The organism is Actinomyces gaoshouyii (assembly GCF_002076915.1).
Taxonomy (GTDB): Bacteria; Actinomycetota; Actinomycetes; order Actinomycetales; family Actinomycetaceae; genus Actinomyces; species Actinomyces gaoshouyii.
This window is the reverse complement of sequence record NZ_CP020468.1, coordinates 1,960,146-1,972,905: the sequence shown is the minus strand read 5'-3', so window position 1 is coordinate 1,972,905 and position 12,760 is coordinate 1,960,146. Positions and strand designations below refer to the sequence as shown.

Here is a 12,760-nt window from a genome sequence, read left to right as displayed (position 1 = left end):
GGCGAGCGCTCAGGGGCGCCGCCCGCGCCATGGCCACGGGCCACCGTCGCCGGCCGCCGCTACTGCGGTGCCCCCCGGGCTCATTCGCCCCACCTCGCCCCGCTTTTCACAAGGAGACCATCGTGTCCGCATCCTCATCACCCTCGCCTGCCCCCTCGCCGTCCTCCGCCCCCAGCCCCGAGGGGACCGCCGCCGCGCGCCCCTCCACCGCGGGGGATCGCGTTGATGAGTCCGTCACCCCGCGCAATGCGGCGGACATCCTCGCCGCCGCCGACGATCCCGACGAACTCGCCGCCCTCGCCAAGCGCTCCGCCTCCCGCCGGAGCCTCCTCATCGGCGGCTCGGCGGCCGCCGCGGCCCTCGTGGCCGGGGGAGCCTGGCTCACCCTGCGCCGCACGAACCAGGGCGTCATCGGAGCGGCCGAGGATATCCCCCTGGTCATCGGCGGGGATATCTGCGCCGCCCCGCTCTACGCCGCCTACCATCAGGGCTACTTCGACGACGTCGGCCTCAACGTCACCCTCGTGCGCACCCAGCAGACCGAGGATACGAAGGACGGCGTGGGCGCCGGCAAGTACATCGGCGCCCCGGGGATCTTCTTCTCCTGGCTGGAGCCGATCTACAACGGCCTCAACGCCCGCCTCACCGCCGGCCTGCACGCCGGCTGCCTGCGGGTGGTGGCCCCCGAGGGCTCCCCCTACTCCTCGCTGGCCGATCTCAAGGGCGCTTCGATCGGCGTCCCCTCGCTGTCGTCCTCCGCCTTCGCCTACTTCTCCATCGGCCTGTCCGATGCCGGGATCAACCCCGATCCCTCGGGCGGGGACATCAGCTGGCGCACCGTCGACTCCGATTCCCTCGGCCAGTCCCTGTCCTCGGGGGACGTGGACGTCATCATGGGCTCCGATCCCGGTGTCCTCCTGCCCGTCCTGGGCGGCACCGGCCACGAGATCGCCAACAACGATGCCGAGGACTTCTGCTGCTCGGTGGTCCTCAACGGCGATTTCATCGCCAAGCGGCCCGAGAGCGCCAAGGCGCTCACCGAGGCGTGGATCAGGGGGGCGGCCTACGTGCCCGACCACATCGAGGAGATCGCCGGGCTCGAGGTGGACAACGAGTACGTGGCCACCGAGCGGGACGTCGTCGAGAAGGTCCTGCGCACCTACGACTTCGACGCCTCCGCGACCCGCTTCCGCGCCGCCATCGAGCCGGGGATCGAGCGCTTCAAGAAGACCGGCTTCATCTCCGCCGATATCGCGGCCGGCGCGCTGGCCGACGCCGTCTACGCCGACCTGGGGATCGGCCGATGAGCGCCGCGGAACAGGAGCCCCAGCCGCTGGCGGGCCCGGACGGCCCGGCCCCTGCCGGCGCCGCCGGGCCGACGGCGGAGTCCCGGAGCCGTGGCCTCCTGGTGCAGGGCGCCCTCGCACTGGCCCTGTGGGCGGCGCATCCGGTGATCATCGTCGCCGTCCCGGACACCGCGCTGCGCACGGCCGACCACCGGCCGCTCCTCATCGTCGTCGGGGCCTGGATCGCCCTCCTGGCGATGTGGTTCGCCCGGGCGCTGGCCCGGCCCGCGTCATCGGCCGCCCTCGCCCTGGCCCACCGCCTGCCGTGGATCGCGCTGGGCGGGGCGTGGATGATCCTGTGGCAGATGACGACGGCGAAGCTCGATTGGCTCTCCCCGCCCTACTTCGCCTCCCCGGAGGTCCTCATCGAGGCGCTTCGCGGGGATGCCGACCTCCTCGCCTCGAGCCTGGGCGCCTCCTCCCTGCTCTTCCTGGCGGGGTACGCGCTCGGCTCGGTGATGGGTTTCGCCACGGGACTGCTCATGGGCTGGTCGCGGCGGGCCGATTACTGGCTCCACCCGCTCCTGCAGAGCATCGGCCCGGTCCCAGCCGCCTCCCTGCTCCCGCTGGCGCTGCTCGTCGCGCCGTCGACCTTCGCCTCCGCAGTGCTCATCATCGCCTTCGGGGCCTGGTTTCCCATGGCGACGATGACGCGCGCCGGCGTGCGCGCCGTGCCCCGCAGCTACATCGACGCCGCCCGCACGCTCGGCGCCTCCGAGGGCTTCCTCGTGGGTCGCGTGGCGGTCCCCGCCGCTCTGCCCGACATGCTCACCGGCCTGTTCACCGGCCTGGGCACGTCGCTCGCGGCCCTGATGACCGCCGAGCTCGTGGGCGTCGACAAGGGTCTGGCCTGGTACATCAACTGGGTGAAGGGCTGGGCGGACTACCCCCGGATGTACGTGGGGCTCGTCGTCCTCGTCGTCTTCTGCCGCGCGCTCATGATCCTGCTGTTCAAGCTCCGCTCCTCGCTGCTCGCCTGGCAGCACGACCTCGTCCGGTGGTGACCCATGATGACCGAGAACACGACCAGCGCCCCCGCGGCGACCGGCCCGGGGGCCGCGATCGGCCCTGAGCGCCCCCGCGGCGCCGAGGTGGTCCTCGACGGCGTCTCGCACCGCTACCCGCTCCACCACGAGCTCGACCAGGGCTGGGTCCCCTGGGCGATCCGCCGCGTCTCGCCCGCGGCCCGCGCCCGCCACGAGGCCGAGGCCGCCAAGGGGTCCTCCCTCCACGTGCTCGACGACGTGGCGCTGACGATCCCGTCCGGGCAGTTCGTCGCCGTCGTCGGTCAGTCCGGGTGCGGCAAGTCCACCATCCTGCGGCTCCTCGCCGGCCTGGAGGCGCCCACCCGCGGCAGCGTCGTCGTCGATGGCGAGAGGGTCACCCGCCCGGCTCCCGAGCGGGCCATGGCCTTCCAGGAGGCCACCCTCCTGCCGTGGCGGACCGTGAGGGACAATGCGGCCCTCGGGCCGCAGGCACGGGGGCGCCTGGCCATCGACCAGAGGCGGATCGACGCCGCCCTGGAGATCGTGGGGCTGCGCGACTTCGCCGGTGCCTATCCCTCGACGCTCTCCGGCGGCATGGCCCAGCGCGCAGCCCTGGCCAGGGCTCTGGTCAACCGGCCCCGGCTCTTCCTCCTCGACGAGCCCTTCGGCAAGCTCGACGCGCTCACCCGCCTGGGGCTCCAGGACGAGTTCTCCCGCCTGTGGGCCTCCCAGGCCTTCACCGCGATCCTCGTCACTCACGATGTCGACGAGGCGCTGCGGTTGGCCGAGCGCGTCGTTGTCCTGTCCGAGAGGCCCGCCCATGTGGTGGCCGATCTCGAGGTGCCGCGCCTCCTGGCCGCCGCTCCCGCCTCCGCCGACTACCAGGACCTCAAGGCGCGGATCCTCTCCCTGCTGGGGCGGTAGGCGGGGCGGCGGCCCGTCCGACCGGTGCGGTCGGCGCCCACTGGTGCGGGCGGGACGCACCGGTGGGCGCGGACGGCTCTTCCCGGCGCACCGATGGCGCGCCCCATCCCGGCGAGATATGAGTCCGCCGGGCTTAATCCTGGCTCACGCCTACCGCGAACAGGGGCATGGGCCCCATACGCCGCCGTTAGCCTTGGCAGCACGTGCCCGCGCTGGGCCCGCTCGCGCTCATTGAGCGCACGCGGCTGTCCGGCGTCCCCAACCGACCGCGCGTGCCGAGGAGATAACCCGCGATGTTCGAACGCTTCACCGATCGCGCCCGCCGCGTCGTCGTCCTTGCCCAGGACGAGGCGCGGGCGCTCAACCACAACTACATCGGCACGGAGCACCTCCTTCTCGGCCTCATCCACGAGGGCGAGGGTGTGGCCGCCAAGGCCCTGGAGTCGATGCAGATCTCCCTGGACGCCGTGCGCGCCCAGGTCGTCGAGGTCATCGGCGAGGGGCAGGCGGCGCCCAGCGGCCACATCCCCTTCACCCCCCGCGCTAAGAAGGTCCTCGAGCTCTCGCTGCGCGAGGCTCTGCAGCTGGGGCACAACTACATCGGCACCGAGCACATCCTGCTCGGCCTGCTGCGCGAGGGCGAGGGCACGGCCGCCCAGGTCGTCATCAAGCTCGGCGCGGACCTGTCCTCCGTGCGCCAGACCGTCATGCAGATGCTCTCGGGCTACGAGGGCAAGGAAGCCGTCACGGCCGGCGGCCCCTCCAAGGAGGGGACGCCGTCGGGCAGCGCCATCCTCGACCAGTTCGGCCGCAATCTCACCGCGGCCGCTCGCGAGGGCAGGCTCGACCCGGTTATCGGCCGTCACAAGGAAATGGAGAGGGTCATGCAGATCCTCTCCCGGCGCACCAAGAACAACCCCGTCCTCATCGGGGAGCCCGGCGTGGGCAAGACCGCCGTCGTCGAGGGCCTGAGCCAGGCCATCGTCCACGGCGACGTCCCTGAGACCCTGCGCGACAAGCAGCTCTACTCCCTGGACATGGGCAGCCTCGTGGCGGGCTCGCGCTACCGCGGCGATTTCGAGGAGCGCCTCAAGAAGGTCCTCAAGGAGGTGCGCACCCGGGGGGACATCGTCCTGTTCATCGACGAGATCCACACGCTCGTGGGCGCCGGCGCCGCCGAGGGGGCCGTCGACGCCGCCTCCATCCTCAAGCCCATGCTCGCCCGGGGCGAGCTTCAGACCATCGGCGCCACCACGCTGGAGGAGTACCGCAAGATCGAGAAGGACGCCGCCCTGGAGCGCCGCTTCCAGCCGGTGACCGTGGACCAGCCCAGTATCGAGGAGACCATCGGCATCCTCACCGGGCTGCGCGACCGCTACGAGGCCTTCCACCGCGTCGTCATCACCGACGATGCCATCGAGGCCGCCGCCAAGCTCGCCGACCGTTACATCAATGACCGCTTCCTGCCGGACAAGGCCATCGACCTGGTCGATGAGGCCGGTGCCCGCCTGCGCATCCGGCGCATGACCGCTCCTCAGGAGCTGCGCGACATCGATGAGAGGATCGCCGAGGTCAAGCGCGAAAAGGAATCCGCGATCGACGACCAGGACTTCGAGCGCGCCGCCGCCCTGCGCGATGACGAGCGCCGACTGGCCGAGGAGCGCACCGCCAAGGAGAAGGCCTGGAAGGATGGGGACTTGGATCAGGTGGCGGAGGTCGATGAGAACCTCATCGCCGAGGTCCTGGCCATGTCCACCGGCATCCCCGTGGTCAAGCTGACCGAGGCGGAGTCCTCCAAGCTGCTCAACATGGAGGCCGAGCTCCACAAGCGCATCATCGGCCAGAACAAGGCCATCGAGGCGATCTCCAAGTCCATTCGCCGCACCCGCGCCGGCCTGAAGGACCCCAAGCGCCCCGGCGGCTCGTTCATCTTCGCCGGCCCCACGGGCGTGGGCAAGACCGAGCTCGCCAAGGCCCTGGCGGAGTTCCTCTTCGACGACGAGGACGCCCTCATCCAGCTCGACATGTCCGAGTTCGCCGAGAAGCACACCGTTTCGCGCCTCTTCGGCGCCCCTCCCGGCTACGTCGGCTACGACGAGGGCGGCCAGCTCACCGAGAAGGTCCGCCGCCGCCCCTTTTCCGTGGTGCTCTTCGACGAGGTGGAGAAGGCCCACCCGGACATCTTCAACTCGCTCCTGCAGATCCTGGAGGACGGGCACCTCTCCGACGCCCAGGGCCGGGAGGTCGACTTCAAGAACACCGTCATCATCATGACGACCAACCTCGGTTCGAAGGACATCGGCAAGTCGGTGGCCACGGGCTTCCAGTCCACCGAGTCCGGAGCCATGGACTACGAGGAGATGAAGGCCCACGTCAACCGCGAGCTCAAGCAGCAGTTCCGGCCCGAGTTCCTCAACCGTGTGGACGACCTCATCGTCTTCCCGCAGCTGACCAAGGCGGAGGTGCGCGAGATCGTCGACCTCATGATCGCCCGCCTCGACAAGCGCATGAGCGAGCAGGACATGACGATCGAACTCACCGACGCCGCCAAGGAGCTGCTCGCCGAACGAGGTTTCGATCCGGTCCTCGGCGCCCGCCCGCTGCGTCGCGCCATCCAGCGCGACATCGAGGACGCCTTGTCGGAGAAGATCCTCTTCGGCGAGATCGAGCGCGGTCAGAGGGTCATCGTCGACGCCCGGGGCGAGGGGATCCTCGGGGAGTTCACCTTCCGCGGCGAGGCCATTCCCGCCGTCCCCGAGCAGGAGGCCGCCGTCGCCGACGCCGAGAGGGCCGTCGAGGGGGGCCAGGGCTCAGCGGAGGTCACCGAGGCTCCCCAGGTGGGTTGATCCCCCAGGGGAATGCTCCCGCGAGGAGCCCGTCGGCGCTGGGGAAACGGCGATCTGACGGGCTCCTCCTCTCTCCCGGCCCGCGCTGGCGCCGTTCGGGGGAGCCACCGGGTGCGACTGTCGCCCCGACGGGGCATCGCGGCCCGGATGATAGCCTCTTGGATCGTTCCGGCGACCTGCGCGCCGCGACGCGGGCAGGCGCGGCCCGGCTCTCCCACTTCTCCGCCCGACCCGGCTGGTCGGGCCGCTGGTCCTGCGCGTCTGCCGACCGTGCCAGACGACGATTGGAAGTCGATGGATAACAAGTCCCTGCCACCGAGAAGAGCCTTCAGGAACGAGCATCCCGCGCCAGCGCGAAGGGCGACCGGAGGCGCGCCGAGCGGCTGCGCCGTGAGCAGCGCCGGCTCGCCTACCTGCGCCGCAGGCGCCGTCTGCGCGCCGACGATGTCACCGTCGTCGAGGAATCGGCGCTGCGCAGGGCGATCCTCGGATCCGTCGTGGGCAACATCATGGAGTGGTACGACGTCGGCGTCTTCGCCTACGTCGCCGTGCTCGTTCAGGCCTTCCTGCCCAACGCCACCCCCGTGGCCCAGAACCTCTTCTCACTGGGGGTCTTCGCCGTCACCTTCGTCGCCCGGCCGCTGGGCGGCGTCATCCTCGGCCAGCTCGGCGACCGCCTGGGCCGCAAGGAGGTCCTGGCCTTCACCCTCATGATGATGGCGCTGGCGACCTTCGGCATCGGCATCCTGCCGCCGGCCAGCGTCCTGGGCGTATGGGCGCCGATCCTGCTCATCTGCCTCAAGCTCGTCCAGGGCTTCTCCACCGGTGGCGAGTACGCGGGCGCCACGACCTTCGTCACCGAGTACGCCCCCGACAAGCGCCGCGGCTTCTACGCCGCCATGCTCGACTGGGGCTCCTACATCGGCAATGCGCTGGGCGCGGGCTTCGTCTCCGTCCTCATGCTCACCCTGCCCGGGGACTTCATGGCCACCTGGGGGTGGCGCATCCCCTTCCTCCTCGCCCTGCCAATGGGCACGATCGCCCTCTACCTGAGGGCCCGCATCGAGGACACCCCCGCCTTCCGCGGCGCCCGGGCAGAGACCGAGGACGAGGAGCCCGCGGACCTGGCGACCGTGGAGACCGAGATCATGAAGCCGGAGGAGGGGCCCCTCGGCTTCAAGGAGATGGTGCGGACCTACTGGCGGGAGCTGGGCGTAGCGATCGTCCTCGTGGCCGGTGCCAATACCGTGGGCTACACCCTCACCTCCTACATGCCGACCTACCTGACCACCACCCTAGGCCTCGACGCCGAGCACGGCCCCTCCTGACCCTGCCCATCCTCATCCTCGTGGCCTTCCTCGTGCCCGCCTGCGGCCGGCTGTCGGATCACGTGGGCCGCCGGCCCGTCCTCCTGTCCGCGGCGGTGAGCACGATCGTGCTGGCGGTGCCCGTCTTCCTGCTGCTGGAGCACAAGGAGGTCTGGTCGATCCTGTTCGGCCTGGGTCTGCTGGCCTATCCGACGACGGCCTACGTCGGCAACCTGGCCGCCTCCCTCCCCGCGATCTTCTCCACCCGCTGCCGCTACGGCGGCATGGGCATTGCCTACAACATCGCCGTCGCCCTCTTCGGCGGCACGGCCGCTTTCATCCTGGAGGCCCTCGTGGCCTCCACCGGCAGCCCCCCTGGCGCCCGCCTTCTGGCTGATGGGGACCTCCGCGGCGGCCCTCGGGGCGATCTTCGGGCTCAAGGAGACGGCCCGCCGCCCCCTGCCCGGCTCCATGCCGGCCGTGGCCAGCCAGGAGGAGGTCGCCGAGCTGGTCGAGACCCAGGAGGAGAACCCCGACCTCGATGTCTCCGAGATCTTCGCGATCGCGCCCCGGCCCACCTCGTCGACACCGAGCCGACCGTCGAGGAGGCCCTGGCCGAGGTCGAGGTGGCTCAGGCCTGGGAGGACAAGGCGCGGGTCAGGCTCGACCGCGCCACGCGCGCCACCACCGAGGCCCTCAGGGCCCTCGATGAGGCCCGTAAGCGCGAGAGCGCCTCCCCCGACTCCTCGGGCGCGCGGAGCCGACCCGCGCCGAGCGAGTCCGACCCCGTCCCGAATTAAGGAACTCGGGGAAATGGTCTTGCGCACATCGCAGCGGCTTCTGCGTTGCGCGTTGCCGGGCTTTCTCCCAGGCGCGGGCGGCCCGGGGGAGAGGATAGCGCCCTGATTCCAGCGCTTCCGCGGACCTGGGAAAACGCTGATCGTTTCCTGAAAGTTATTGCGTATCGCTTTGAGTGCCGTACGTAATTTCAAGTGGAGCGTATGGCGCGGTTATCGTGGAAGGGTCCTGGTCCCTGATCAGCGCAGAGGCGAACCCGAAACGCCTTCACGACCCCCTGTGAGAGCACAACAGAATGAGCCGCATACACGAACAGCGCCACCTGCCGCAGCGCGGGGGCCGCAGTCCTCTCCCTCGTGTCGACCTCACCGTACTGGTGATACCGCTCGCGCTCGGCGCCTCCATCCTCTGGCTGCTCGGCTGGCCCGCCGCCAGCACCATCGCCCTCATCGCGGCGCTGGTCCTCCTGGCCGCCGCGCTGCTCACCTCCCCGCCCGCCGCGGCCAGGGGCGGTCGTCCCACCGGGCCCCGTGATCGGGGATCATCGCTGTGGCTCATGGTCCTGGTCATGTCCCCGGCGATCCTCCTGGGCAGCGCCTTCCCACTCGTTGCCGACCGCCTCGCCCCGCACGCCGTGGCGGGTGTCCGCCTCGAGACCCTCATCCTGTCCGCCTCGGTGGCCGTCCCCTGGCTCAGCCAGGTGGTGGGAACCCCTGTGTACCGCCTCCTCGGCTCCACCATCGGCCAGGGGCCCGACGCCGTCAGGCGCCACTACTGCGAGATCTGGCCCGCTCTGCTCGTCCTGTCCATCGTGCCGGCGACCGCCGTGACCGCCTGCATCGGGCTCGTCACCGGCTGGGGCGTAGGAGCCCTGGTGGCCCACTTCGCCCTCATCATGGCGCACGTCGTGTTCGTGCAGTCCCTCGTCGTGGCCGACCTCGGCTCGCGCCGCCACCTGTGGGCGCTGGGCTGGCTCGCCTACGCGATCGCGCTGCTCATCGCGCCCGGCTGGTGGCTGGCGCCCCCGCTGGCCGGGGCGCTGAGCCAGGTCCTCGCCATCGGCGCCGACCTGCGCGCCCTGGCCCGCCCCCGGCGCTTCGCCGTCGCCCCGGTGATCGCCGACATGGGGCGCGGGCTCATCCTGGGCGGCGTGCTGTGGGCCGACAAGCTCCTCCTGTTCGTCGCCGTGGGCCGGCAGTTCGATGTCTCGCTGGTCTACCTGTGCCTCCAGCCCGCCGTCCTGGCCTACTCCTACTACTTCGCCGTCGCCTCGCCGCGCATCAACCAGGCTTTCACCGGCTTCCGCGACGCCCTGGAGAACGAGCCCATGAGCGCCCTGCACCGGCGGGGATCCGCGCTGCGGCGCATGGTCACCTGGTCCTTGGCGCGCATGGCCTCGGTGGGCAGCGCCGCGACGCTCGTCGTCGTCGCCCTGACCGCGATCCTCGCCCCCGGCGACATCGCCACGGTGACGACCATCAGCGCCGCCAGCCTCCTCCTGGCCGTCCTCACCCTCCTCGCCTATGAGATCGACCATGCCGGCGGCTCCCGGGCGGCCCTGGCCCTGTCAGGGATCGCCGTCGTCCTCATCGCCGCCTCCTTCGCGGCCTTCGACGGCGCGGGCGCCTACGGCCCCATCGCCCTGGCCGCGATGGGCCTGAGCGTCATCGGCGCCCTCATCTACCACCGGCGCTGGAGCGCGCCCGAATACGCATTCTTCTGGGGAAAGGCACTGTCATGGTGAGTCTCGCGCTCGATACCGCTGTGGAGGCGCTCGACGAGCGCGCCCCGCAGGCCCCCGTCCCGCTCGCGCCGCAGGCCCCCGCCGCATCCCGGCCCGACGGCGTCCCGGCCGACGGCCGCTACGAGGACGTTGATGTCGCCATCGTCATGGAGTCCACCTACCCCTACCTCAAGGGCGGGGTCTCGGCGGTTGTCCATGACATCATCTCCGGCAACCCGGACAAGACCTTCGGGATCATCCACATCGCCTGGGACTCCGAGGCCCCGCACACGGACCTGTACGGGATGCCGTCCAATGTGGCCTGGGTGAGGGTGCTCTACCTGTCGATGGCCGAGCACCGCGACGACTTCCTGGCCGCCCGCCCCCGGGACCTGCACATGAGCCGCGCCCAGCGGCGCGCCCTGTCGCGTCGCCTCCTCGGCGCGCTCATCGAGCTGGCCGCCACAGGCGACGGCGAGGAGGTCTGGCGGCTCATCGATGAGGGCATGAGCCCCGCCACCCGCCGCTACCCCCTGTGGGCGCTGCTGGGCACCCAGGAGTTCATGGAGGCCTTCCGCGAGATGATGCCGGACCTGGGCATGCCCCTGTCCGAGCTCTTCTGGTGCCTGCGCGACTTCTTCTCCCTGGCGCACGCCGTCCTGGCCGACCCCGTGCCCCGCGCCGCCGTCTACCACGCCCACACCACCGGCTACGCCTCCCTGCTGGCGGCGGCCGCCGCCCGCCAGCACGGGGCCTCCTTCCTGCTCACCGAGCACAACCTCTACGTGCGCGACACCGTCAACACGCTCCTGGAGCGGCGCATGGACCTGCCGGTGCGCCTGAGCGACTACCGGGACTTCGACGTCACCGCGCGCGAACGCATGTGGATGGCCTGGTGGATCGAGATGGGCCGCCTGTGCTACCCCCAGGCCGACCTCATGACCTACCTCTATCCCCGCGCCATCGAGGAGGCCCAGGACCTCGGCGGAATCCCGGACAAGTCCGTCGTCCTGCCCAACGGGCTCGACGTCGAGGAGTTCGACACCCCGTGGACCGCCCGCCGTGAGGCGATCGGGCGCATCCACGCCGAGGGCGACCGCCACCTGTGGAGGCTCGTCTACATCGCGAGGATCGTGCCGATCAAGGGGCTGCTCGACCTCATCGAGGCCGTCGAGATCATGCGCGAGCGCGGCATGCGCATCCACCTCGACGTCTGCGGGCCCACCGAGCACGTGCCCGAGTACTACGAGCGCTGCGCGGCCCGCATCGCCGAGCTGGGCCTCCATGACGTCATCACCATCCGCGGCACCGTGCGTGTGCGGGAGCTGCTCGACGAGTTCGACCTGTTCGTCCTGCCGAGCTACAACGAGGGCCTGCCCGTGGTCTCCCTGGAGACGATGGGCGCCGGGATCCCGACCGTCTCCTCCGACGTCGGCGCCCTGCGCTCGGTGGTGGAGGACCCGATCAAGGCCGACGACGGCGGGTTCATCGGTCCGTGCGGGCTCATGCTCACCCCCGGTGATCCCGCCCTGCTCGCCGACCGCATCCACCAGGTCATCTCCAACCCCGGTCTGTACGAGGACATGTGCCGCGCGGCCCGGCGCCGCGTCGAGACCGCCTTCAACCTGGGCCTGGTCAACGCCACCTACAACCGGATCTACAACGATCTCGCGAGTCAGCGCCGCGCCGCTTCCGCGAGGGCCGCCGGGCCGCTGGCAGGGGGCGCATGACCGGCGTCGGCGCCTGGATCCGCTACGGCGGCCCCCTCAAGGCTGCGGATGTGGAGGAGGCGGCCCGGCACTACCGGGCCGCCATCCTCCAGCCCTGGGAGACGGCCGCCGCCGCGCGCCTCAAGGAGCTCGCGCCCCACATGACGGTCCTGGCCTACCAGTGCCTGTCCTCGACGAGGGACTTCGAGCCGCCCGAGCGCCTCGCCTCCGGGATAGCCCACGCCGAGGCCGCCCGCCACGGCTGGCACGCCCGGCGCCGCGACGGCTCCCTCATCGAATGGGATGGTTATCCGGGGCACTTCCAGACCACCGTCTGGGACCCTGACTACCGGTGCGCCTGGGCCGAGCGCGTGCGCGAGAGGATCGCCCCCACCGCCTTCGACGGCGTTATGGCCGACAACGACGTCTTCGACGACTACTACGGCCTCGGCCTGCCCATCGAGGGCGCTGACGATCCCGCCGCGTTGCGCGAGTCCCTCGGGATGCTGGTGGACGAGGCCGGCGCCGCCCTGGCGGGCATCGGCCGGATCCTCGTCCCCAATATCGCCGAGGCCCGCCGCGAGCCCGGCCGCTGGGAGCGCCACAGCGCCTGGGGCGGGGGATTCGACGAGTGCTGGCTCGGCTGGGGCGACGACTCTTTTCTCGATGCCCCCGATGCGCTCGCCCAGGCCCATGAGCTCACCGCCCCCGGCCTGACGATCGTGCGCGCCCCCAGCGGGGGCGCGGGATCGCCCCGGGCCCTCTACGGGCTGGCCGCCTTCTGGGTGCTGGGCGGCGGGCGCGGCGCCTTCGCCTCCACCGGCCACGACGACTACTCGCGCTTGGCCTGGCTCCCCGCCCTCGACGCCGACCTCGGAGCGCCCCTGGGGCCGCCCCGGCACCGGGGCCGCCTGTGGCGGCGCGATTTCGAACGGGGCGTCGCCATCGTCAATCTCGACGGCGCCCGCGGCGCCCGCCCCCGACTGCCTGCCGGCCTCGTGGAGCCGGGCCCCCGGGGCGGGCCCGACGGCGCGCCCCTGCCCCGGCGCGCGCTCCTGGGTCCGAGGTCCGGGCTCATCGCCCTGCGGCCCTGAGGCCGTCCGAGCGCCATGGGTCCCTCG

Annotated in this window: 9 protein-coding genes; all 9 read left to right on the top strand. The window is 71.3% G+C overall.

Annotated elements, in window-relative coordinates:
- The first annotated feature begins 122 nt into the window (after positions 1–122).
- The 9 genes from B6G06_RS08155 (at position 123) to B6G06_RS08120 (ending at position 12,733) form a co-directional block, all read left to right on the top strand.
- Positions 123–1,307, top strand: coding sequence for an ABC transporter substrate-binding protein (locus B6G06_RS08155; protein WP_081171847.1), 1,185 nt, complete (start codon positions 123–125; stop codon positions 1,305–1,307).
- Complete coding sequence (locus B6G06_RS08150; RefSeq protein WP_081171846.1) at positions 1,304–2,350, top strand: ABC transporter permease; 1,047 nt, start codon at positions 1,304–1,306, stop codon at positions 2,348–2,350. Before B6G06_RS08155 ends, B6G06_RS08150 begins: the two co-directional genes overlap by 4 nt.
- Positions 2,351–2,356: 6 nt before the next feature.
- The gene (locus tag B6G06_RS08145; RefSeq protein ID WP_081172285.1) at positions 2,357–3,256 is read left to right on the top strand and encodes an ABC transporter ATP-binding protein; all 900 of its coding nucleotides are present in this window, start codon (positions 2,357–2,359) and stop codon (positions 3,254–3,256) included.
- A 293-nt stretch (positions 3,257–3,549) separates the two neighbouring features.
- Complete coding sequence (locus tag B6G06_RS08140; protein WP_081171845.1) at positions 3,550–6,102, top strand: ATP-dependent Clp protease ATP-binding subunit; 2,553 nt, start codon at positions 3,550–3,552, stop codon at positions 6,100–6,102.
- Positions 6,103–6,599: 497 nt separating this feature from the next.
- Entirely contained in the window at positions 6,600–7,430 is an 831-nt protein-coding gene (locus B6G06_RS10555; protein WP_240494047.1) for an MFS transporter, read from the top strand.
- Positions 7,431–7,450: 20 nt separating this feature from the next.
- Positions 7,451–8,209: an MFS transporter gene (locus B6G06_RS10550; RefSeq protein WP_240494046.1), complete on the top strand. Its 759-nt coding sequence runs from the start codon at positions 7,451–7,453 to the stop codon at positions 8,207–8,209.
- Positions 8,210–8,502: 293 nt separating this feature from the next.
- A complete protein-coding gene (locus B6G06_RS08130; RefSeq protein ID WP_240494045.1) occupies positions 8,503–9,951 on the top strand; it encodes a hypothetical protein in 1,449 nt (482 codons plus the stop codon).
- On the top strand, positions 9,945–11,660 hold the full coding sequence (gene pelF, locus B6G06_RS08125) for a GT4 family glycosyltransferase PelF (RefSeq protein ID WP_081171844.1): 1,716 nt from the start codon (positions 9,945–9,947) through the stop codon (positions 11,658–11,660). The genes B6G06_RS08130 and pelF overlap by 7 nt, the downstream gene beginning before the upstream one ends.
- Positions 11,657–12,733: a putative glycoside hydrolase gene (locus B6G06_RS08120; RefSeq protein WP_081171843.1), complete on the top strand. Its 1,077-nt coding sequence runs from the start codon at positions 11,657–11,659 to the stop codon at positions 12,731–12,733. Before pelF ends, B6G06_RS08120 begins: the two co-directional genes overlap by 4 nt.
- Positions 12,734–12,760 lie beyond the last annotated feature (27 nt).

Bases quoted from the DNA above. Each gene is read 5' to 3' on its own strand.
- B6G06_RS08150 (WP_081171846.1), top strand. From the start codon at position 1,304: ATGAGCGCCGCGGAACAGGAGCCCCAGCCGCTGGCGGGCCCGGACGGC.
- B6G06_RS08145 (WP_081172285.1), top strand. From the start codon at position 2,357: ATGACCGAGAACACGACCAGCGCCCCCGCGGCGACCGGCCCGGGGGCC.
- B6G06_RS08130 (WP_240494045.1), top strand. From the start codon at position 8,503: ATGAGCCGCATACACGAACAGCGCCACCTGCCGCAGCGCGGGGGCCGC.
- B6G06_RS08140 (WP_081171845.1), top strand. From the start codon at position 3,550: ATGTTCGAACGCTTCACCGATCGCGCCCGCCGCGTCGTCGTCCTTGCC.
- B6G06_RS08120 (WP_081171843.1), top strand. From the start codon at position 11,657: ATGACCGGCGTCGGCGCCTGGATCCGCTACGGCGGCCCCCTCAAGGCT.
- pelF (WP_081171844.1), top strand. From the start codon at position 9,945: ATGGTGAGTCTCGCGCTCGATACCGCTGTGGAGGCGCTCGACGAGCGC.